A 21,103-nucleotide genomic window follows, 5' to 3' on the forward strand; every position below is an offset into this window, starting at 1 on the left:
CCACCAGGCCCGGATGACCCGCAACTTCGCGCTCACCTGCGCAGCGGTCACCAGCGCCTGACGGGGGATCGTGCCGACCCGCACGAGGGGAGCCCGACGGGGCCGACGTACCCACCATGGTTGAGCGGGTCGGCGGCTATCTCGCAACCGCCGGCTCCGCCTCCTGGTGGGCCGGCACGCCGGTGACGTTGTCGATGTTCTCCTCGACCCAGCTCCGCAGCAGGTGCAGCGGCACGGCTGCGCTGTGGCCCAGGGCGGTCAGGGCGTACTCCACATGCAGGGGCACCACGGGGTAGACGGTGCGGTCGACGAGTCCCACGTCCTCCAGGCGTCGCAGCGTCTGGGTCAGCACCTTGGGGCTGACGCCCTGGAGGAGTCGCTGCAGGGCGCCGAAGCGCTGCGGGCCGCCTTCCAGGGCTCCGATGGCCAGGGCCGACCACTTGTTGGCCAGCAGGTCCAGCATGGCGCGGCAGGGGCACTGGGCCGCGTAGACGTCGTGGTGGGCGTGCTGCCCGGTCTGGCAGTCGGTGGTCACGAAGGCGCTCCTCAGCAGCATGCTTCCCATCGGGAAGTGGATTCCCTCGATGGTAACCATCCCCCGGCGGCTGCGTTCGCCCCCCGTGGACCGGTGGCCGGCGTGCCGATCGGTCCGGGAAGGGCCGTGCGACCCGAGAACGCCCTCCGTGGTTTTCGACAAGTACTGGGTGGGACCGCCGTCGGGCGGTCGGAGACGGAGACTTCGTGGAACCGGATCACAGGATGACCGGCGACGCCGACGGGGACAGTGATGCCCAGCTCACCCGGTCGGCGGCTGACTCGGCGGCGTTCGCCGCGCTGGTACGACGGCACTCGCCGGCCCTGCACGGGTACTTCGTCCGGCGCAGGCCCGGTGCGGCCGACGACCTGCTGGCCGAGGCGTGGCTGCAGGCGTTCGCCACCAGGCGCACTTTCGACGCTGCGCGCGGGTCCGCCAGGGGCTGGTTGTTCGGCGTCGCCCGCAACGTCCTGGCCGCGCACCTGAGGAAGGCCGGGCGGGACGTGGCCGGCGCCCCCGCGCCGCTCGACAGCGACCCCTGGGAGGCCGTGGACCAGCGGCTCGACGCAGGCGCGCTGGCCCCGCAGTTGCGGCATGCGCTGGCCGGGCTTCCGCCCGACGAGCGGGAGTTGATGCTGCTCGTGGCCTGGGAGCAGCTGACGCCCAGCGAGGCGGCGGCCGTCGTGGGCATTCCCGCGGCGACGGCCCGCACCCGCCTGCGCCGCGCCCGCGGCCGCCTGCGCGAACGCCTCACACCGACACCCGAGCCGCCGCAGTACATGGCCGCGACGACAGGCGACCTCGCTTGAAGCCCCGGCATCCCCACCACGTGTCCACCCAGGAAGGGACCCGAACCCCCGTGACCGAAGACCAGACCTACCTCGACTTCCCCGGAGCCGACGCGCTGCAGGCCGCGGGCCGCGTCGCACCGCCGTCCACGCAGGTCCTCGACGCCGCCATGGCGGCCGTCCGCGCGGCGGCCGACCAGGAGAGCGCGCGTCAGCGGACGAACGACCAGCCGCGGCCGACGCGGGACGACCTCGTCGTGGGCACTCCGGTGGCCGCACGACGCCTCATCTCCGGCCGACGGATCGCGGCCGTGTTCGCAATGGCCGCCGTCGCAGCGGGACTTGTCGTCGCCACGAGCACGACCGCGACACCCACCGGCACGAGCACAGCCGCGCCACAGCACACCGCCGACAACGGGGCCACCGCGTTCCTCGACGGCGTCGCCCAGGTCGCGGACGCCCAGCCGGCCTCCGCCGCCCCGTACTGGAGGGTGCAGTACAAGAACGTCAAGACGGGACCGTCGCAGCGGCCGCTCTCCTCGACCGCGACGGTCTACGCCTCCCGGTCGGGGTACATGATCGAGTCCAACGGTCACGTCTACAAGAAGGGCAGCGCCGCCGCATGGAGCGTCGGCGGCAAGCTCGTCGGCTGGGACGGCCTGGACCGCCTGCCCACCGACCCGGCGACCCTGGTCGGGATGCTGGAGGCCGGACAGTCGGACCATTCCGGCGCCTTCGACCAGGCCGGCACCATCCTCGGAGGATCACCGGCCGGCCCACAGCTGCGCGCCGGGCTTTTCCAGGCCCTGGGCCGGCTGCCCGGCGTCAAGGTCGTCGGTACCGTCAGGGACAGCATCGGCCGCAGCGGCACCGAGGTCATCTACCCGGGCGCCTGGGGCGCGGAAGCCCTGATCATCGACCCGAAGACCAGCACCCTCCTGGCGACCGTCTGGTGGCAGGCCGACGGCAGGTCGGACACGACCTACCTCTCGACCGGCCCGGCCATGACCATCGGCTGACCAGCCGTCAATTCCATTCGTCAGTCCCGGTCCCGGGGTCGGTCCTTCAGGGCTGACCCCGGGTCTGACGTTTCCCTCATCGAGGAGAGCCTGCCACCACGGCGGTCTGTCGCTGTAGACGTCGTGTGTCGGGTCGCCGGGTTGCGATCATGGATGACGATCGGTCAGCAACCGCAGTGCGACGGGAAGTCGGCCGGCGCGACGGAGGCGGATGAGGTGGGATCGGCGGCGCTGTGGGCGGGGAAGACAGCGGTTCCCTCCTTGATGGTCTCCATCACGGTGAGGATCCTGATGTCCTCCGGCGGGACGGTGAGCGGGTTGGCGGAAAGGATCACCAGGTCGGCGAGCTTGCCGGGCTCGATGCTGCCCTTGCGGTCCTGTTCGAAGTACTGGTGGGCGGCGTTGATCGTGATGGACTTCACCGCGTCCAGGGCCGAGACTCGTTGCTCCGGTCCGAGGACGGCATGGTCCGTGCGGGTGCGGCGGGTGACCTGGCCGGCCAGGATCGCGATCGAGTTGGGCAGCGCCACGGGGGCGTCGTGGTGCGAGGTGTAGATCAGGCCCTGGTCCAGCGCCCAGCGTGCCGGCGAGATGTTCTCGGCGCGCTCGGGGCCGAGGACGACCTTCCGGTACCAGTCGCCCCAGTAGAACGTGTGCATGGAGAAGAAGGACGGGATGACGCCGAGCCGTGCGAAGGCGTCGATCTGGTCCCGGCGGGCGGTCTGGGCGTGCACGGCCACGGTCCGCCGGTCGGCGCGGCCGGCCACGGCCGTGGCCTCCTCCACGGCGGCGATGAACTGGTCGATCGACGCGTCCCCGTTGACGTGCGCCAGGACCTGCCAGCCTCTGGCGAAGGCCGTGCTCACCTGCGCGACAACGACCTTGTCATCGTCGATCGCGGGGTAGCCGCAGTAGTCCTCGGGCATGCCCTCCGGCGGCGTGAGATAGGGCTGGGTGAGCCACGCGGTCCGGCCCTGGGGGGAGCCGTCCAGGAACAGCTTCACCCCGGCGGCACGCACGCCGTTCACATAGGCCCCACTGGCCCCGACGGGATCCTGCTCCGGTGAGGCCGTCGCCGCGTCGGCCCGGGCGTAGGCCACGACATCGATCTCGAAGGGCGAGGCCGCCGCGGTGTCCCGCAGGGCCTGGAGATTGGCCAGAGTGCAGCCGCCTTCCTGCACCGTGGTGAAGCCGAAGCTCGCGGCCGTCCTGGCGCCCCGGATGAACAGCGTGTTCAGCACCGCCTCGGGCAGACCCGCGATCGCCCGGTCCGAGGCGGGACTGAAGGCGGACTCCTCCAGGACGCCGTCGGGTTCGCCGTAGGGCGGGGCGATGACATCGGGCAGCCGCCGGATGACGCCGCCGTCCGGGTTCTTGGTAGCGGCGCTGTAGCCCAGTTCCTTCAGTCCGCGGCTGTTCACCGCCCCCAGGTGGAAGGACTGGTGGATGGCCAGCACCGGCCGTTCGGTGGACACTTCGTCCAGGTCGGCCCGGGTGGGGTGGCGGCCCTCGGCGAGCATGGCGTCGTCGTAGCCGAACCCGACGATCCAGCCCGAGTCCGCTCCCACCGCTGTCTGGGCCCAGGCCTGCAGCTTGTCCTGGAGTGAGCCGATGTCGGTGACGTCGCCGTCCGGTTCGGCAAGGAGGTTGGCGTAGGTGGCTTGGAGCCCGATACCGCCGAGGTGCCCGTGAGCGTCGATGAAGCCCGGCAGAAGTGTCCGGCCGCGCAGGTTGCGTAACACGGTCCGCGGCCCGCGCCACAGACGGATCGCGCCCGGGTGGTCACCGACGTAGACGATGAGGCCGTCCTTGACCGCCACCGACTCCGGCTCGCGTTCGGCCGGTCCCGCCGCCACCGTCACGATGTCACCGCCGAAGAAGATGACATCGGCCTCGCCCGTCACTGCGGCCTGGTCACTCATGGGACTCCCCTTGTGGTGGCGTAGGTGCTGCGTGAGCGGCCCGCCGACGGGCCGTGCTCCCAGTGGGTACCCCGGGACTCCAGTCCGTACACGGACGGCAGCGCCGCCTCATCCGGAGCGGTGGGGTCAGGCGGTCACCTTGGCGATGAACGCGGCGATGTTCCCCACGGTGCGCTGGATCTTCTCGTCCAGGGTGAGCGACTCCTGGAGCCGTGCGCCGGCGCCCGCGTCCTTCTTGCCCCGCACGTACAGCGAGCAGGCGAGGTCGCTGCACAGGTAGGTGCCGACCGAGTTGCCCTGCTGTCCGGCCTTCCCCGCCTTCGGCGCGACCATCAACGAGACGCCGCCGGTGTGCGCGGTCAGGCATATCGAGCACAGGCTGCGCCGCATGTGCCGGACGGAGGAACTGGGGGAGCGCAGCGCGAGAGCCGTGGGACTGCCGTCCAGTGCGGTGACCAGGTAGGCGCGGTCCGGGGCCTGAGGGTCTCGCCAGCCGAGGAAGTCCAGGTCCTCCCAGGGCTGTTCGGCCAGGTCACGCGGGACGGACAGGCGCTTCGCCTGGCCCTTGGTGCAGTTCACGAACGCGGCACGGATCTCTTGCTCTGTCAGCGGTTTCATACAGGGGAGGCTAGTTTTCCTAAAGGTATGAGGCAAATGTATTGTTGCCTCAGTCGAGCGGGAGGAGGATCATGGCGCGCGCAGGACTGACCAGGGATCGCCTCATCCGGGCGGGTGCGGAACTGGCCGACCGGGTCGGCTTCGACCAGGTGACCCTCTCGGCGCTGGCCAGGCAGTTCGAGGTCCAGGTCGCGAGCCTGTACGCGCACCTGAAGAACTCCCAGGACCTCAAGACCGGGATCGCCCTGCTCGCGCTGGAGGAACTCGCGGACCGGGCCGCCGACGCCGTGGCCGGCCGGGCCGGCAAGGACGCACTGACCGCCCTCGCCAACGTCTACCGCGACTACGCCCACGAACACCCCGGCCGCTACGCCGCAGCCCAGGTCAGACTCGACCCCGAGACGGCGGCCGCCGGCGCCGGTGTCAGGCACGCCCGGATGACACGGGCGATCCTGCGCGGCTACGACCTGACGGAGCCGGATCAGACCCACGCGGTCCGGCTGCTGGGCAGCGTCTTCCACGGCTACGTGACCCTGGAGATGGGAGGGGGGTTCAGCCACAGCGCCCCCGACACTCAGGAGACCTGGTCGCGGACCCTGGACGCCCTCGACGCCCTGCTGCGGAACTGGCCGCCCGCCTGACCGAGGTGCACCCGCCGCTGGTCGCCAAGGCCCCCCGGGAGTCAACTCATCCTCCCTGCTGCGCAGTTGATCTGCCCTGCGGCAGCGGCGATCGCCGGGGAGCCGGGACTTCCGGTGCTGCTTGGCAGCCGGATGATGTCTTGGTAGGGTTCCGGTGGACACATAGTCCTCGCCTACTGCGAAGCCTCAATGCGCCGCAGTGTGAGCGTCATGGCAGACGTCTTTCCTGCCAGGAGCCAGTAAATCCGGGTAAACGCCCGAGCAATTGCCCGAGTGGCGGTGCCGTACCCCACAGGTCGTCTGCGCGGTCGCGGACAGAGGCCGTGCGCGTTGAGTCACGCGCGCTGCACGGACAAGTCGCAGCGCAGGAGCATGCGGGCGCTGTTCCGTCGCGCCTTCGGCGGGGGAGAGGTGATTCTCCCCCCGTGTGTCCTCCAATCCCAACTCCCTTCCAGAGAAGGAACATTCGTGAGTACTGCCACCAAACCGACGAGCGCTCGCCTGAGCGCTCATGCGTCGGAGACGAACGTGGCCCGCGCACCGAAGCGCCGTCCCACGAGCACCGGGCTGAACGCCATGGTGCTCGCCGAACCCCACCAGACCACCATCCCCAGCCAGGCCCTGCCGGAAGTCCAGGCGGACGGGCCGTCGGGCAAACAGCCCGCAACCGCGAGCAGTCGCCATGACACGGCGCTGATCGCCATCACCGGCATCCTGGACATCCAGGGCAACCACGCGTTCGTACGCACGTCGGGTTATCTGCCGGGACCGGACGACGCTTATGTGACGCCGGCTCAGGTTCGCAAGAACGGTCTGCGTAAGGGTGACGCGATCACCGGCGCGGTGCGGCAACCGAAGGACGGCGAGCGGCGTGAGAAGTTCAACGCGCTGGTGCGTCTGGACTCGGTGAACGGCAGCGAGCCGGACTCGGGCCGCAACCGTCCGGAGTTCAACCGGCTGACCCCGCTGTACCCGCAGGAGCGGCTGCGTCTGGAGACCGATCCGGGTGTGCTGACGACCCGGATCATCGACCTGGTGGCGCCGATCGGCAAGGGTCAGCGTGGTCTGATCGTCGCCCAGCCGAAGACCGGCAAGACGATGATCATGCAGGCGATCGCCAACGCGATCACGCACAACAACCCCGAGTGCCACCTGATGGTCGTCCTGGTGGACGAGCGTCCGGAAGAGGTCACCGACATGACCCGTTCGGTGAAGGGCGAGGTCATCTCCTCGACCTTCGACCGTCCGGCCGAGGACCACACCACCGTCGCCGAGCTCGCCATCGAGCGTGCCAAGCGGCTGGTCGAGCTGGGCCACGACGTGGTCGTGCTGCTGGACTCGATCACCCGCCTGGGCCGTGCCTACAACCTGGCGGCGCCGACCTCCGGACGCATCCTGTCCGGTGGTGTCGACTCGACCGCGCTCTACCCGCCGAAGAAGTTCTTCGGTGCCGCGCGCAACATCGAGAACGGCGGCTCGCTGACCATCATCGCCACCGCGCTGGTCGACACCGGCTCGCGCATGGACGACGTGATCTTCGAGGAGTTCAAGGGCACCGGAAACATGGAACTGCGTCTGGACCGCAAGCTCGCCGACAGGCGCGTCTACCCCGCCGTGGACATCGACCAGTCGGGCACCCGCAAGGAGGAACTCCTCCTCTCGGCCCAGGAACTGGCCGTTACCTGGAAGCTGCGCCGGGTGCTGCACGCCCTGGACGGCCAGCAGGCGATCGAGCTGCTCCAGGACAAGGTGAAGCAGAGCAGGAGCAACGCCGAGTTCCTCGCCGAGATCGCCAGGACCTCGCTCGCAGTCAGGGACTGAAGCCGGCACGCCGGCATGGCGAACGCATGCCGCAGCCGGGTGGTGCTACCCCGGTGTCCGGTGTGGGGCGGTGGTCTCGGCGGTGACGTAGGCGTGTTCTCTCAGCCGCAGTTCCTTGAGGAACCAGCTGAGAACGAACGCGGTGAGCCCGATCGGCACACTGACCAGGAACACCACATGCAGCGACTGGCTGAACGCCAGGATGAACCCGTGCCGGATCGGAGCGGGCAGTGCGTCGAGCTGTGCGGGACTCGCCGTGATGTTGCTGCCGTGGATCTGGTGCACCGCGGCCGGGGGAAGGTAGACGGGCAGGTTGGCGGCCAGCCGGTTGTTGAAGACCGCGCCGAGCACGGTGACCCCGAAGGAGCCGCCGATGGTGCGGAAGAAGGTGGTCGAGGAGGTGGCCGTACCGAGCTGCTCGCGCGGCACCGCGTTCTGCACCGCGACGACCAGGATCTGCATCACCATGCCGATCCCGAAGCCGACCACGAACATGTACGCCGCCGAGACCGGCAGCCCGGTGGAGGGGTTCATCAGCGACAGCAGGTAGATCCCGAATGTCATCACGGCGGTGCCGATGATCGGGAAGATCTTGTACCTCCCGCGCGCGGTCACCAGGCGACCGCTGGTGATGAAGGTGATCAGCATGCCGCAGATCAGCGGGAGGAGTTGCAGGCCCGAGCTGGTAGGGCTCGCGCCGTGCACGGTCTGCAGGTACAGCGGGATGTAGATGATCACGCCGAACATGACCGCGCCGATCAGGAACCCGATCGCGTTCGCCACGGAGAACACCGGATTGCGGAACAGCGCGAGGGGGAGAACCGGCTCGGCGGCCCGCCTCTCGACCAGCACGAACAGCCCGGTCAGCACCGCGGCCGCGGCCGCCAGCCCCAGAATCGGCGTCGAACCCCAGCCGTACGTCGAACCGCCCCAGGTGGTCAGCAGGATCACCGCGGTGACCGCTGCGCCGAGCAGGGCGGCGCCCGCGTAGTCGATCACGTGGTGGGTCCGGGTGCGCGGCAGTCGCAGGACCGCCGAGATGACGAAGACGGCCAGTGCGCCGAGCGGCAGGTTGACGTAGAACACCCAGCGCCAGCTCAGGTGCTCGGTGAGGTACCCGCCCGCGAGCGGTCCGATCACGGACGAGGCGCCGAAGACCGCTCCGAAGTAGCCCATGTAGCGACCGCGCTGGCGTGGGCTGACCACGTCCCCGATGATGGCCTGGGCGCCGACGATCAGGCCGCCGGCGCCGACTCCCTGCAGCGCCCTGAAGGCGATCAGCTCGGCCATGTTCCGCGAGAGGCCGGACAGGGCGGAGCCGACGAGGAACACCACGATCGCGGCCTGGAACAGCCCCTTGCGCCCGAACTGGTCGCCGAGCTTGCCCCACAGCGGCGTGGAGATCGTGGAGGTGAGCAGGTAGGCGGTCACCACCCAGGACAGATGGTTCAGCCCGTGCAGGTCCCCGGCGATGGTCGGCAGGGCCGTGGCGACGATCGTCTGGTCCAGCGCCGCGAGGAACATGCCCATCATCAGCGCCGACAGGATGATCAGTATCCTGCGGTGCTCCGCGCGTGGGTCCACCGGGGTCGGCGACGACTCCCGGCCCGCGGTGCCGGCGCCCGGGCCCGAAACGTTCTCAGCCATCGAGTTCCTCCAGGCTCCGTTCCGTCGACCGCCTGGGCGCGGTTCACGTCGGACGCGCGGAGGAAGCCGGCGCCTTGCCGATGCGCCATACAACCAAGCTAACCGTTCAGCACGCGTTGGTCGCGATGAGCTGCCCCGCCGCCGCGGGTTCCCGCGGTGGGCGCCCTGCACCGTGGCCGCCCCGCACTGCCCGCCCTGCACCGTCGACGCCCTGCACTGTGGCAATTTTCCTGACGACTTGTCATTGACTGTCCGCCGCTATTGATGCGCACACGCCAATGCATTGCCGTGTGCGGTTCCCGCCGTTACCGTCCCGGTGGACTGCCACCGACAGCGAGGAACCGTGCCAGGCCCTGTCGGAGGGCCTGGACGCGTCAGCGCACGAGAGAGGCCGTGCTCGTGATCCGCTCGATCGGAAACGCCGCGCCGCGCCGGGCCCTGCAGCTCGCGGCGGTCGCACTGACCGTGCTCACATCCCTGGCCGGCACCGCGGGCTCGTCCCTCGCGTCGTCCGGCACCGCCCGCAGCTCGCCGATCCTCGTGGGCGAGATGCGCGCCAACCGGCTCGCGGTCATCGACCCCGCCTCCGGCGCGGTGGTCGGGACGCTGCCCGCAGGTGTCGAGCACGGGGTCGGCCACGATCCCGTGGGGGAGACGACCAGCCCGGACGGCAGGCAGATCTACATCGCCGACGAGGAGGGCAGCGACGTCTCCGTGGTCGACGCCGCAGGTGGCACGGTGGTCGCCACCGTCCATGTGGGCGGCGGGCCGACCTCGGTCGCCTTCTCTCCGGACGGGCGGCAGGCCTACGTCACCGAGCGGGCGGGTATCGGGGTCATCGATGTCGCGACTCGCCGGCTGGTCGCGACGATCGGCGACAGTTCGGTGCCGACCACGGTCGAGTTCCGGCCCGACGGCCTGAAGGCCTACGCGCTGAGCCGGGTCGGCGGCTCGGTTGCCGTGATCGACACCGCCACGGACACGATCACCGGTACGGTCACCGGTCTTGACGTCCCGTCAGCGATGGCGGTCACCCGCGACAGTCGGCAGCTGTTCGTCGCCAACGCGGGCCGCCGTTCGGTCTCGATCGTCGACACCGCCACCGGTACGGTGACCCGGACGATCGGCATGAACGGCGCGATGCCGGTCGGTCTGGTCCTCGCACCCGACGGATCCGCGCTCTACATCGCCTCCGAGGTCCGCAAGGGCCTCACCGAGTTCAACCTCAGGACGCAGACGGTGCACATCCTCGGCCTGGGCGGGGCGGTGGGACCGCAGCAGATCCAGGTGTCCTCGGACGGACGGACGGCGTTCCTGTTCGAGGGAACCAGCATCCTCGTGTTCGACACCCGGACCCGGTCGGTCACGGCGACGATCCCGCTGGGCCTCGCCGCGAACAGCATCACCCTGTCGCCGAACGGTCGGCTCATCTATGCGATCAGGCAGCTCCCCGGTCAGCAGAACGTCATCGCGATCAGCACCGTGACCAACGCCGTCACCTCGACGTTGCAGGTCAGCGGCAAGCCCGTGCAGCTCGCGTTCTCCGGTGACAGCGCGCATGCCTTTACGGTCAACGCGACCTACCGGCCGCCGCAACCCTTCGAGACGGTCTCCGCGATCGACACCGCGACCGGGGCCGTCACCGACCTGCCGGCCGCCGTCGGGATCGTCGAGGGCGTGGCGATCTCCCCGGACGGCGGCAAGGCCTATGTGGCCGACCGGCTGGGCAGCGCTGTCGCCGTGGTCGACCTCCGTTCGGGCGCCGTGACCAGGGTGATCCAGGTGGGTTCGGTACCGCAGGGCATCCTGGCCAGTCCGGACGGAAGGCGCGTCTACGTCACGAACCGGGACCACAAGTCGGTGACCGTGATCGACACCGCCACGGACGCGGTCGCCGCGACCGTTCCCTCGCTCTGCAACTCCCCGGGGGCGATGGCGTTGTCGGCCGACGGCTCGACCCTGTACGTGGGCAACTCCTCGACCAGCTGGTGCATCATGCGCATCGACACGGCCACGGACACCGCGACCATGCTCTCCGGCTCGGAGGGCCCGACGACCGGGCTCGTGGTCGGCCCGCACGGCACCACGCTCTACGCGGTCTACCAGAGCCGGATCCGGATCGCGGGGAACGGCACCGGGGCCACCGAGGCCGTGACCAGACTGGTGGCCCGGAACACCACGACGCACAACGTCGAGTGGACGCGCACCGTCTCCACCGGCGGGGCGCAGGGCGGCATAGCGGTCAGCCCGGACGGGCGGCACCTCTACATCGCCCAGAGCGCCACGAATTCGGTCTGGGTCTTCGACGTCCGGACCCGCAGGGTCACGGCGCGGATCGCCGTCGGGGCGCAGCCGCGGGCGATCGCCATCACCCACAACGGCCGGCAGCTCTATGTCACCGACTTCGGCAGCCACAGCGTCTCGGTGATCGACACGGCCACCGGCGCCGTGACCGAGACGATCCAGGTCGGCAACGACCCCGACGCCGTCACCCTCCCGGGCCAGCTCACCGGTTCCTGACCCGGGGGAGCCGGGGATGCCGGTCGGCGCATCAGCAGCGCCCGTTCCACGAACGTCCAGGTGGTGGTCGTGAGCAGGTAGCACCCGGCCGCCAGCGGGACGAAAGCGGCGAAGAGCACCGTCCCGAAGGAGAGGTAGGGGGCGAGCGAGGCGGCGGGAACGGTCGGGTCGAGGGTGCGCCGGGCCCGGCGGAAGGAGGCGAGGGACACGGCGGTGAGCAGAGCGAACAGGGCCAGGAAGACCGGCAGTTGGGCAGGCGCGGAGCCGAGCAGACGGCTGCCCAGGGGAACCCCGGCAAGGGTGGACGCCAGCAGGGTGTTGGCGTGTCCACCCAGCGAGGTCAGCGAGAAGAGGCGGTACATCACCGCGAAGAAGGGCCACTGCACCAACGCGGGCAGGCAGCCCGCGAGGGGGGACGCGTTCTCGCGGCGGTAGAGGTCGGCCTGGGCGGTGCGCAGCCCGGCCGGGTCCTTGGCGTGGCGCCGGGACAGCTCCTTGAGCTGCGGGGCGAGCCGGACGCGGGCCATTTCGCCGCGGACCTGGACCCGGACCAGGGGATGCAGGACAAGGCGCACGAGCAGGGTGAACAGGACGATCGCGGCCACCGTCGCATCCTGCCCCTCCTCGTGGTCCTCCCGCCGCGTCCCTCGCCGGGACTGTCCTCCGCAGGCTACCGGTTCCCGCCCCGCCCGCGGTGAGAACTCCACGATCTCGGACATGACGAGGGACCTCTGTCCGGGATGGCGTGAAGTGGTGGTTTTGCGTCACTATCGAGGGCGGGGCTCTGTAGCCGTGTGCCAGGAATGATATGTATAGGACATGACAAGTCCATCGTTCGCCCTCGTGGACCCACTACTCACCCTGGGCCTGCCGATGTACGAGGCACGTGCGTACATCGCCCTGGCCAATCGCCGTGCGATGACCGCAGCCGAGGTCGCCGCTGCCGCGCGCATCCCGAGGCAGCGGGTCTACGACGTCCTGGAGAGCCTGGCCGGCAAAGAGCTGATCGTTCGGGACCGGTCCCGCCCCGCCCGGTTCGACGCCCTGGATCCCAAACGCGCGATGACTCATCTGGCCAACGCCCGCATCGACGTCAGCAGAAGGGCGGCCGCGCAGGTCGCGGCGCAACTGCGACCCGCCTGGCGTACGGCATGCCAGGAGCACCAGACGCTTTCGCCGGCTCCCTCGGTCGCCGGGCAGTTCGCCCTGGCCGAAGTCGGCCAGTGGCGGGACGCCGTGCGGCACTCGGTGCTGGCCACCGCCCGCCCGCCCTTCCAGGGCATCTCGGACCCCTCGTGGATCCGGCGCGTCGAGCAGCTCACCGACGCGGGCGGCACCGTGCGCTGCATCTACCACAGCGACATCCTCCGGGACCCGGACCTGCTGACCGCCGCCCGCCACTTCGCCGCCGCCGGAGAGGACGCCCGGGTCACCCACAGCGTCCCCACCAGGATGATCCTCACCGACGGCCGCAGCGCCCTGATGCCTGTGCCGCACGCCCAGGAGAACTTCGCCGGCACGGCCGTGCTCCTGATCGAGCACCCTCAGGTGGTCGCCGGACTGGAGCGGTCGTTCGAGTCTCTGTGGGAACAGGCGACCCCCCTGTGCGAGGTCGTCGAGGGAATGCCCGCCCGCGTCCGAGCCCGAGCCCGGGGCGGAGACGGGACCGGGTGAGTACGACGAGGTCGGTCAGACGAAGGTTCGGTAGCTCCGCCACAGGCCGAACTTGGCCACGGCCAGGGCCGAGGTGTCGGTCGGTACGTAGATTCCCGCCGAGCCGTCCGCGTTGCCGCAGTCGGTGCCCCGAAACATCAGGATGTCGGCCCCGGTCTGGTTGATGACGGAGAGGACGCCCGGCGTCCCGAGGTGGTGACAGGTCCCGGTCTTCGGGTTCGCGACGGTCACGCTCGCACCCGTGAGGGTGCCGAACGTGATGGTCCCGCTGGCGGAGTCACCGCTGCTGCATCCCGTCAGGGCCAGCGACAGAACAGCGGCCCCGGCGTACACGCTGCGGGTGCGTCGAGAAGTCACGGAAGGCTCCCGGTGAGTCTTGAGAACTGGCCCTATGACAGCAGCCTTGCCCGGTTCGCCGGGCGCAGCGAGAGGGCGTGCTCCAATCGGGTGGTGGCGGGGTGCCGGTGCCCGCGGTCGAAGCCCTGACGGACACGCCCGCACGCGCGATGCTCCTCCCCGTGCCCGTCGGTACGGGGAGGAGCACGCCGGATCGGCGCTGCTCGGCGAGCTGCCGTCCCCCTCGCCATCGCGGTGGTGACGCAGGGTGATTGATCGGCGGTATCGGTCCGGATCGGACCTGCGCGGAGTACGGTGGAGTTACCGAGGGTTTCTCGCACACTGGCTGTCGCGCCCCTGTCGTTCTCGGCGAGCGCCGACGCCGGGACCGCAAGCGGACCCGGGGATCAGGACACCGCCATGGCAACCCTCCTTCCGCCTGCCGTATGGCTCCCGCCGCCCCGTGGCGATGACTCCGCCCTGCGGCTCGCGCTTCGGCCGGCCGACTCCCCCGCAGGCCTCCTGGACGGCGCCTGGTGGCCGCGCTCCGATGATCTCCGGAGCGAACTTCCCTCCTTGGTCGCCGAGTTGGATCTGTTGTGGGGACGGATCACCAGAGTCACCGTCAACCCCTGCCACTGGCAGCCCCTCCCCGGCCGAGTGCCGGCCGCGGGTCATGTCGTCAAGGTCGGCTGGTTCACCACCGAACAGGACCCGCGCAGCCTCCTGCTCCTCTCCTATACCGTCGGCCGCTGGGACCTGCTGGTCATCCCGCCGCGGACCGACCCGGCCGCAGCCGCCCGGCTGATGGCCGCGGCAACCGATCCGGCCGTGACGCTCGGCGCCAGCGCCCTGATGGCCACCGAGGCAGCAGCCTTCGGCACCGCCGAAGCCCGGCAGAGTGACTCGGGAGCGGTGGCGGAGTGGGAGTCCGAGGGCGGAGCGGCGATGTCCCTGGCCGTGCCGGTGCCCCTGGTTGTACTGCTGACCATGCCCCTCGGCCGTATGTACGCGTCCTCGGGAAGGTGAGCACCATGGACACCCTCTTCACGGTCCTCGTGCTCGTCGCCATGATCGGCATCGGGTCGCGCCTCGTCCAGTTGGCCAACGCCCGAAGCGCCGCCATTCCGGCCCTGACCCGCGCTCACCGCTGGCTGCCCCGGCGCCGCACGCCGTCCGCACCCGCGGACCCCCACGAGTCCGCGGACGTCCTCGACGATCCCGGACCTGGACCGGACGAGTCCGGGCTGTGCGCCAACGCTGCCCGCAGCCGGGTCGACAGCTGGCCTGCGCCCGTCGACCCCGAGGAACGTCTCACCCGTCTCTGAACCGAAGCGCCCTGCCGGCTCACCGCGGCAGCGTCGTTCCCCGGGGGCACTCCGCCGGGCGGGCAACCGCCCGGAGACAGGTAGGCATCATGACCACGAGCACAGCCACCACCCATTCCGTCGGCCCGCAGACCCGTCCTGCAGTTCGGCTGGCCCTGACACCCGACGGCCCCCGAGCCCGGCTCGATGGTGCCTGGTGGCCGCACTCGCGTGACCTCGTCGTACAACTTCCGCAATTGATCCAGGAGTTGGCGCACTCCTGGGGGCGAATCACCCGTGCTTCGGTCCGCGAGTCCGCCTGGGCGCAGCTGCACCACGACGTGACGACCGAATCGCACGACGTACGGGTGAACTGGTACGACCCCGCTCAGGACCCCCACTCCATCAGCCTCTTCTCCTACCGCATCGGGCAGTGGGAACTCCTCGTGGTTCCGCCCGGGACGGCGATGTGGCGGGCGCACCAGCTCATGGCCGCTGCCGCTCACCCCGGCAACCAGCAGAGCGCCGGCTCACTCCTGACCCACGGACCCGTGTCGCCGGCGAGCGCCGCACCACACGGTCACATCCGTATCCGCACCCGCCACGCGCACGAGCGGTGGTCCATCCCCTGAACGGGTTCGGCTCTCGGCGAGAGGTGTCGCCGAGCACGGTCCACGGCTCAACTCGGCCATCGGCCGGCGAGATCCCTGCGGGTGCGCACCCCGAGCTTCCGGTAGATCCTCCCCAGGTGGAACTCGACCGCCTTCGCGCTGATCAGCAGCTCCTCGGCGACCTGGCGGTTGGTCAGGCCGGAGGCGACCAGTCCGGCCACCGTCGCCTCACGATCGGTCAGGGCGACGTCGGGGGAGGGTGACGCTCCCCGGGTCACGGCCGCGCGCTGCTGAGTACAGTTCCGGACGAACGCGAGGGCGCCGAGCGAGGCGAAGCTGTCCTGTGCTCGCTGGAGCATCCCGGAGCCGGCTGTGGTCCGCCCGAGCGAGCACAGGAACCGGCCGTAGGCGTACTCCAGTTGAGCCCGGTGCAGGGGCGGGCTCGGTGCGCGGGTCTGCGCGGCCGACAGTCCTGCCTGGTACGCCGCTTCTGCCGCAGCAGGGGTGCGCCGGGACTCGGCCGCCCGGCCTGCGAGCCGATGGAAGGTGACCATCAGGTACGGGACACTTTCCGCACACGCGCCCAGCTCGGCCAGGCCCGCCTCCGCCGCTGGGTTCGCCGTCTCGATCGCCGCCTCCACGTACGCCGGCAGCCACAGCGGCGCGAACTTGGCCGGCGCGTCCTCCAGGCCGGCGGAGCCGCCGTTCAGCCACGTGATCGCGGCCAGGATGTCCGCGTGGCGACGGTACGCCTGGAGGGCGACGGCGTCCGCGCAGGCGGCGATCACCAGGCGGTCGGGTTCCGCGGAGCCGAGTGTCCTCCCGTTCGTCCACGTCCACACTCGGCCTCGCGGCGCCGCATCCGTGCCGCGAACCGCCGAGAGCATGGCCCGCAGTGCCCGCCCCGCGGTATCGCCGTCGGCCTGCTCGAGTACGTCCACCGCGGCATCGGCCTGTTGCCAGGTCCCGAGCAGGAAGTGGGCGATCGCCAGCCGCTCCAGCCCGCGCAGCCGGTCCGGGTGGCCGGGATTCCCGCCGTGACCTCGGACCAGGTGGTCCAGGTCACCCGCGCCCGCCTCCAGATCGCCCGCCAGCACCCGACACTCGCCCCGCAGCAGCAACAGTCCCGCGTCCCGCAGCTCCGGCACGGCAGTCCACCGCTCCGCCGCGGTCGGGTTCGCCTCGCCCACCGCCGCGCGCCCGTCCAGGGACCGCAGTACCCCGCACGGACCCTCCGCGTACGACTGGCCCAGCAACAGCAGGCGCCGGGTCGTGCGGACCTGCACGGCGTCGGCGCTCGCGGCGTCCAACGCCCTGGTCGCCGCCTCGATCGCGGCGCCGCCCCGTGCCAGACGGCACGCCACGGCGGCCTCCACAGTCTCGATCACCGCAGTGGTCTCGATCACCGCAGTGGTCTCGATCACCGCAGTGGTCTCGATCACCGCAGTGGTCTCGATCGCCGCAGCGGTCTCGACCACCGCGGCGGCCATGCTCGCCTCCGCGACGGCCAGGGCGCGGCGCGCCGCTCGCAGGTGGTCGACAGCTGCGCCGAGACGGTGTTCGAGCAGGGCTCGACCGGCCTGGGCGCAGTACCGCAGCGGCGAGGGGGGTAACGCCTCGACCCGCAGCCACAGGTCGTCGTCCCCGAGCCCCTCCGCGTAGACGTCGTGCATCGCGGCCAGGAGCAGCCGGCGCTCCCGCTCGCTGCGGTCCGCGCTGAGGTCGGCCGCCCACACCAGCAGTTGCCGTGTCGGCACGCCGGCCTCGTCCTCCTCTGCCCCTCCGTCGACGGCGGCAGCCTCCAGTGCCGCGGCCAGCCCCGGGTCGGGGCGGTCGGCTGCCAGAGCTCGGTGAGCCAACGCCGAACGCGGATCGAGTACCTCGGCGGCGGCACGGTGCAGAGCCCGCCATCTCGTCGGGCTCAGCGGGGCGCTCACGAGGAAGCGCCCGCTCGCCTGGTTTCCCTTACGTGCCGGGTGCAATTCCGATCCTTCGTTCGCGCCGGTTGCTCGCATTTCGTGCTCGCGAGTCTGCCTGATGACGCGGTGGCCGGCTTACAACGAGGAGTACAAGAAGTATGGCCACTAAGGGGATTGACTGGCCGACACGAGCTCGGTGATCGGCCTGGGCTCACCGCTGTGCTGTCGCGGCTGCTCAATCGCGCAACGGAACCTGCGTCTTACGCCGCGATGGCGCGCAGGGGACCGGGGCCGGTGCACCCGAGACTGATCCGTATCGACTCAGCGGTCACTCGCACCCCATTCGCGGTTCGTGCACTCGGCCGACAGCAGGGTTCGTTCGCGGCGGTTCTGAAGGAGGGTCAGAGGAACAGTGCCTACCTACCATTCCCCCGGAGTCTATGTCGAGGAAGTCTCCTCGGGCTCCCGGCCCATCGAGGGCGTGGGCACCGCCCTGTGTGCCTTCGTGGGCTTCACCGAACGCGGAGTCCCCAACCAGCCGACGCTCGTGACCAACTGGACGCAGTACACCAAGGCCTTCGGCGGCTTCGTCGAGGGTGCGTACCTTCCGCAGTCGGTCTACGGGTACTTCCTCAACGGCGGCGGGGCCGCGTACGTGGTCCGCATCGGCGCCACCGACGGGGACGGCGAGGAGCAGCCGTCCGCGAACGGCCGAGCAGAGGGGACCGGGGCGGAGGGGAACGGGACGCTGGGCTCCGCCGCGCGGGGTGAACTTTCCGCGGCGGGAGAGGGTGCCCGTCCGGCCCTGCGCGCCAGGGCGTTGACGCCCGGGGAGGCCGGCAACGAGCTGAGCGTCGAGATCAGTGACGCGGGCGAGCCGGGCGAGGAGTTGTTCAAGCTGGTCGTCAGGCACGGCGACCGCGAGGCGGAGGTCTTCGACAACCTGTCGCTGCGGCGCGGCCCGCGCCACGCCGCCACGGTCGTCAAGGAGTCCTCGACGCTCATCGCCCTCGACGAGGTCAAGGGCGCGTCGGCGCTGGTGCCGGCGAAGGGGACGCGGGTCGCGCTGAGCGGAGGAGCACCTGCGCCGGCCCTCGCCGTGCCCCAGGGGCCGGTCCCGGCGCGGATCACCCCGGCCGACTATGTCGGGGACACCGCCGACCGGACCGGCTTCGCCGGTCTGGAGGCGATCGAGAACCTGACCATGCTCTGCGTCCCCGACCTGATGGCCGCCTACCAGCGCGGCGCCGTGGACCTCGAAGGCGTCAAGGCCGTGCAGCTCGCCATGATCGCGCACTGCGAGCTGATGGCGGACCGGGTGGCGATCCTCGACCCGCCGCCGGGGCTCGGCGCCCAGCAGGTCAGGGACTGGCGGATGGACGAGGCCGGATACGACTCCAAGTACGCGGCGCTGTACTGGCCCTGGCTCAAGGTCGTGGACCCGGTCAGGGGCGGGCCGACGCTCATTCCGCCCAGCGGCTACATCGCCGGGGTGTGGGCGCGCAGCGACGAGACCCGCGGCGTGCACAAGGCCCCGGCCAACGAGGTGGTGCGCGGCGTGGTCGACCTCGCCACCAACATCACCCGGGGCGAGCACGACCAGCTCAACCCGGTGGCCGTCAACTGCATCCGGGCCTTCCCCGGTCAGGGCATCCGGGTATGGGGCGCGCGAACGCTCTCCAGCGATCCCGAGTGGCGCTACCTGAACGTGCGCAGGCTGTTCAACTTCGTCGAGAAGTCCATCCTCGACGGCACCAACTGGGTCGTGTTCGAGCCCAACGACAGCTTCCTGTGGGGCTCGGTGCGCCGCACCATCACGATGTTCCTGCGCCGGGTCTGGCGCAGCGGCGCGCTGTTCGGGCGTACTCCGGAGGAGGCGTTCTTCGTCAAGTGCGACGAGGAGAACAACCCTCCGGAGAACCGGGACGCCGGGATCCTGACCGTCGACATCGGGATCGCCCCGGTCAAGCCGGCGGAGTTCATCGTCTTCCGGGTCTCGCAGTACTCGCAGGGCGCGGCTCTGGAGGAGTGAACCGGTGCCGGGTCCAAGCTTCCAGCCCGCGTCCGGGTCGACCGGGCAGTCGTATTCCACCATCGTGTCCGCGCCGGTATTCGTGGTCTCCTCGAATATCCAGATCACCGGTGGATACCAGCTTCAGAACATGGCGTTCCAGGAACTCGCCGGCATCAACAGCGAGATCAATATCGAGCAGTACGTCTCGGTGGACGCGGCCGGGTTCGTCAACCACACCAAACAGTTCGGTCTGACCAGGCCGCCGACGGTCACGCTCAAGCGCGGCCTGGACAACAGTCTGGCGCTCTGGGCGTGGCATCAGATGGCCCTCAGCGGCGATCCCGGCGCGCGCGCCCAGTATCTGAGTCTGGACATCTTCGGCGGCGGGCTCCCCAGGGCGAACAATCAGAAGCCGTTGATGAGCTACACGCTCGTCAACGCCTGGTGCGCGAAGATCAGCATTTCCTCCGCCAGGGCCGGGGAGGGCGTGGTCACCGAGGACGTCACGATCGCCTGCGACATGATCACGCAGGGCGACGGCGGCGGATGACACGGCGCGACCCTGAGTGGAACTGACGGGCAGGACAGGGAATTTCGAGTGGAGAGGGGGACGGCCCGATGGCAGTCGCCAGCGGCAACCCGACGGTGATGAGCGCGTCGACCTTCGTGATCTCGGTGGACGGGGTGCAGGTCGCCTCATTCAGTGAGCTGTCCGGGATCAACACCGAGGTGGAATCGGTCGAGTACATCTCCACCGGTCCGGAGGGGATCGTGCACACGAAGCAGTACGGCAAGACCAAGCCGCCGACGGTCACGCTCAAGCGGGGCCTCGACACCGACGGGAAGATCTGGTCCTGGCACCAGGCGGTTCTCCAGGGCGACCCCCTGGCCCGCAAGACCTGCTCGCTGCAGTTGTTCGCGGCGGGTGCGCTCCCGAGGTCGGGAGGAAACCCGATCATCACCTACCTCCTGGAGAACGCCTGGCCGTCGAAGCTGGAGATCGGCGGGATGAAGGCCGGCGCGACCGAAGTGGTGACCGAGACCGTGGTGCTGCACTGCGACTCGATCCTGATGCAGCCGGCCGGTTGAGCGAGGAGACGTCATGCTGACGCACCCGTCCGCCGCCGACGTCGACGGCGCGCCGCCCGACTCGCCCGGCCTGCTGACCCGCTACCCGTTCGTGCTGCCCCGGGGCTATCTGGACGAGCAGGGCAGAGTGCACCGGGACGGCGTGATGCGCCTGGCGACGGCGCGCGACGAGATCACCAGCCAGAGCGATCCCCAGGTCAGGCAGAATCCCGCCTACCTCAGCGTGCTGCTGCTCGCCCGGACGGTGACCCAGCTCGGCTCGGCCCCGGGGGTGGACGCCCTGGTGATCGAGAACCTGTTCGCCTCCGATCTCGCGTTCCTCCAGGACCTCTACCGGCGGATCAACCAGGACGGGCACACCGAGGCCGACGTCAGCTGCCCCGCCTGCGGGCACGGATTCGCGGTGGACATCGCCGGTGATGCGCCGGGGGAATCCTGAGGTACACGGCCGACCGGCTCTGGGAGGAGGCCGTGTACCTCGCCTACTACCTGCACTGGCCGCTGGCGGACATCCTCGACCTCGAACACCCGGTGAGGGCCCGGGTGATCGAGGAGATCGGCCGGATCCACGGCCGCCTCGACGGTGGCGAAGCAGGACCCGCCCAGACCTTCCAGCCCTGACCCCGGTGTACGGAGAGGAGA

19 protein-coding genes and 2 pseudogenes are annotated in these 21,103 nt (G+C 70.3%); 14 read left to right on the forward strand and 7 right to left on the reverse strand.

Features of this window, described 5'->3' with window-relative positions; translation table 11 throughout:
• Window positions 1-136 precede the first annotated feature (136 nt).
• Window positions 137-556: a winged helix-turn-helix transcriptional regulator gene (locus ABH925_RS16845; RefSeq protein ID WP_370148689.1), complete on the reverse strand. Its 420-nt coding sequence runs from the start codon at window positions 554-556 to the stop codon at window positions 137-139.
• A gap of 185 nt (window positions 557-741) precedes the next feature.
• Here ABH925_RS16845 and ABH925_RS16850 point away from each other — a divergent pair, with 185 nt between their 5' ends.
• Together ABH925_RS16850 and ABH925_RS16855 are read left to right on the forward strand one after the other, a co-directional pair.
• The gene (locus tag ABH925_RS16850; protein WP_370148691.1) at window positions 742-1,344 is read left to right on the forward strand and encodes an RNA polymerase sigma factor; all 603 of its coding nucleotides are present in this window, start codon (window positions 742-744) and stop codon (window positions 1,342-1,344) included.
• Window positions 1,345-1,394: 50 nt separating this feature from the next.
• Entirely contained in the window at window positions 1,395-2,342 is a 948-nt protein-coding gene (locus tag ABH925_RS16855; protein ID WP_370148694.1) for a hypothetical protein, read from the forward strand.
• 164 nt (window positions 2,343-2,506) lie between these two features.
• On the opposite strand, the gene ABH925_RS16860 is transcribed toward ABH925_RS16855, so the two are convergent.
• Window positions 2,507-4,264: an amidohydrolase gene (locus ABH925_RS16860; RefSeq protein ID WP_370148696.1), complete on the reverse strand. Its 1,758-nt coding sequence runs from the start codon at window positions 4,262-4,264 to the stop codon at window positions 2,507-2,509.
• A gap of 126 nt (window positions 4,265-4,390) precedes the next feature.
• Entirely contained in the window at window positions 4,391-4,882 is a 492-nt protein-coding gene (locus tag ABH925_RS16865; protein ID WP_370148698.1) for an FBP domain-containing protein, read from the reverse strand.
• 71 nt (window positions 4,883-4,953) lie between these two features.
• On the opposite strand from ABH925_RS16865, the gene ABH925_RS16870 reads away from it, so the two are divergent.
• Complete coding sequence (locus ABH925_RS16870) at window positions 4,954-5,523, forward strand: TetR/AcrR family transcriptional regulator (protein WP_370148700.1); 570 nt, start codon at window positions 4,954-4,956, stop codon at window positions 5,521-5,523.
• A 693-nt stretch (window positions 5,524-6,216) separates the two neighbouring features.
• Window positions 6,217-7,344 (forward strand): annotated as a pseudogene (gene rho, locus ABH925_RS16875) (transcription termination factor Rho); the annotation flags it as partial.
• Between the two features lie 45 nt (window positions 7,345-7,389).
• Here rho and ABH925_RS16880 read toward each other — a convergent pair.
• Window positions 7,390-8,991, reverse strand: coding sequence for an MDR family MFS transporter (locus ABH925_RS16880; protein ID WP_370148702.1), 1,602 nt, complete (start codon window positions 8,989-8,991; stop codon window positions 7,390-7,392).
• 393 nt (window positions 8,992-9,384) lie between these two features.
• On the opposite strand from ABH925_RS16880, the gene ABH925_RS16885 reads away from it, so the two are divergent.
• Window positions 9,385-11,511 carry a beta-propeller fold lactonase family protein gene (locus ABH925_RS16885; protein WP_370148704.1) on the forward strand — a complete coding sequence of 709 codons (2,127 nt, stop codon included), beginning with the start codon at window positions 9,385-9,387 and terminating at the stop codon, window positions 11,509-11,511.
• 38 nt (window positions 11,512-11,549) lie between these two features.
• On the opposite strand, the pseudogene ABH925_RS16890 reads toward ABH925_RS16885, so the two are convergent.
• Window positions 11,550-12,230 (reverse strand): annotated as a pseudogene (locus ABH925_RS16890) (YidC/Oxa1 family membrane protein insertase); the annotation flags it as partial.
• A 100-nt stretch (window positions 12,231-12,330) separates the two neighbouring features.
• Between ABH925_RS16890 and ABH925_RS16895 the strand changes: the two are divergent.
• On the forward strand, window positions 12,331-13,185 hold the full coding sequence (locus ABH925_RS16895; RefSeq protein WP_370148706.1) for a TrmB family transcriptional regulator: 855 nt from the start codon (window positions 12,331-12,333) through the stop codon (window positions 13,183-13,185).
• A gap of 15 nt (window positions 13,186-13,200) precedes the next feature.
• Here ABH925_RS16895 and ABH925_RS16900 read toward each other — a convergent pair whose 3' ends face one another.
• On the reverse strand, window positions 13,201-13,542 hold the full coding sequence (locus ABH925_RS16900; RefSeq protein ID WP_370148708.1) for a hypothetical protein: 342 nt from the start codon (window positions 13,540-13,542) through the stop codon (window positions 13,201-13,203).
• A 399-nt stretch (window positions 13,543-13,941) separates the two neighbouring features.
• On the opposite strand from ABH925_RS16900, the gene ABH925_RS16905 reads away from it, so the two are divergent.
• The 3 genes from ABH925_RS16905 (at window position 13,942) to ABH925_RS16915 (ending at window position 15,460) form a co-directional block, all read left to right on the forward strand.
• A complete protein-coding gene (locus ABH925_RS16905) occupies window positions 13,942-14,550 on the forward strand; it encodes a DUF5994 family protein (RefSeq protein WP_370148709.1) in 609 nt (202 codons plus the stop codon).
• Between the two features lie 5 nt (window positions 14,551-14,555).
• A complete protein-coding gene (locus ABH925_RS16910; RefSeq protein WP_370148711.1) occupies window positions 14,556-14,849 on the forward strand; it encodes a hypothetical protein in 294 nt (97 codons plus the stop codon).
• 89 nt (window positions 14,850-14,938) lie between these two features.
• Window positions 14,939-15,460: a DUF5994 family protein gene (locus ABH925_RS16915; RefSeq protein ID WP_370148712.1), complete on the forward strand. Its 522-nt coding sequence runs from the start codon at window positions 14,939-14,941 to the stop codon at window positions 15,458-15,460.
• 47 nt (window positions 15,461-15,507) lie between these two features.
• Here the strand turns inward: ABH925_RS16915 and ABH925_RS16920 are convergent, their stop codons facing one another.
• On the reverse strand, window positions 15,508-17,298 hold the full coding sequence (locus tag ABH925_RS16920) for a LuxR C-terminal-related transcriptional regulator (RefSeq protein WP_370148713.1): 1,791 nt from the start codon (window positions 17,296-17,298) through the stop codon (window positions 15,508-15,510).
• Window positions 17,299-17,770: 472 nt separating this feature from the next.
• On the opposite strand from ABH925_RS16920, the gene ABH925_RS16925 reads away from it, so the two are divergent.
• From ABH925_RS16925 to ABH925_RS16945, 5 genes are all read left to right on the forward strand, one after another.
• Entirely contained in the window at window positions 17,771-19,390 is a 1,620-nt protein-coding gene (locus ABH925_RS16925) for a phage tail sheath subtilisin-like domain-containing protein (protein ID WP_370148715.1), read from the forward strand.
• Between the two features lie 64 nt (window positions 19,391-19,454).
• Entirely contained in the window at window positions 19,455-19,922 is a 468-nt protein-coding gene (locus ABH925_RS16930) for a phage tail protein (RefSeq protein ID WP_370148717.1), read from the forward strand.
• A 68-nt stretch (window positions 19,923-19,990) separates the two neighbouring features.
• Entirely contained in the window at window positions 19,991-20,461 is a 471-nt protein-coding gene (locus ABH925_RS16935; protein ID WP_370148718.1) for a phage tail protein, read from the forward strand.
• 13 nt (window positions 20,462-20,474) lie between these two features.
• Window positions 20,475-20,900, forward strand: coding sequence for a hypothetical protein (locus ABH925_RS16940; protein WP_370148719.1), 426 nt, complete (start codon window positions 20,475-20,477; stop codon window positions 20,898-20,900).
• 32 nt (window positions 20,901-20,932) lie between these two features.
• Complete coding sequence (locus ABH925_RS16945) at window positions 20,933-21,082, forward strand: hypothetical protein (protein WP_370148721.1); 150 nt, start codon at window positions 20,933-20,935, stop codon at window positions 21,080-21,082.
• Window positions 21,083-21,103 lie beyond the last annotated feature (21 nt).

It is taken from the genome of Streptacidiphilus sp. EB129, from assembly GCF_041262645.1.
Lineage (GTDB): Bacteria > Actinomycetota > Actinomycetes > Streptomycetales > Streptomycetaceae > Streptacidiphilus.

Excerpts from the sequence above, each read along its gene's own strand:
- ABH925_RS16845 (WP_370148689.1), bottom strand. The coding sequence starts at position 556 with ATGCTGCTGAGGAGCGCCTTCGTGACCACCGACTGCCAGACCGGGCAG.
- ABH925_RS16860 (WP_370148696.1), bottom strand. The coding sequence starts at position 4,264 with ATGAGTGACCAGGCCGCAGTGACGGGCGAGGCCGATGTCATCTTCTTC.
- ABH925_RS16865 (WP_370148698.1), bottom strand. The coding sequence starts at position 4,882 with ATGAAACCGCTGACAGAGCAAGAGATCCGTGCCGCGTTCGTGAACTGC.
- ABH925_RS16870 (WP_370148700.1), top strand. The coding sequence starts at position 4,954 with ATGGCGCGCGCAGGACTGACCAGGGATCGCCTCATCCGGGCGGGTGCG.
- ABH925_RS16880 (WP_370148702.1), bottom strand. The coding sequence starts at position 8,991 with ATGGCTGAGAACGTTTCGGGCCCGGGCGCCGGCACCGCGGGCCGGGAG.
- ABH925_RS16895 (WP_370148706.1), top strand. The coding sequence starts at position 12,331 with ATGACAAGTCCATCGTTCGCCCTCGTGGACCCACTACTCACCCTGGGC.
- ABH925_RS16905 (WP_370148709.1), top strand. The coding sequence starts at position 13,942 with ATGGCAACCCTCCTTCCGCCTGCCGTATGGCTCCCGCCGCCCCGTGGC.
- ABH925_RS16910 (WP_370148711.1), top strand. The coding sequence starts at position 14,556 with ATGGACACCCTCTTCACGGTCCTCGTGCTCGTCGCCATGATCGGCATC.
- ABH925_RS16915 (WP_370148712.1), top strand. The coding sequence starts at position 14,939 with ATGACCACGAGCACAGCCACCACCCATTCCGTCGGCCCGCAGACCCGT.
- ABH925_RS16935 (WP_370148718.1), top strand. The coding sequence starts at position 19,991 with ATGGCAGTCGCCAGCGGCAACCCGACGGTGATGAGCGCGTCGACCTTC.
- ABH925_RS16940 (WP_370148719.1), top strand. The coding sequence starts at position 20,475 with ATGCTGACGCACCCGTCCGCCGCCGACGTCGACGGCGCGCCGCCCGAC.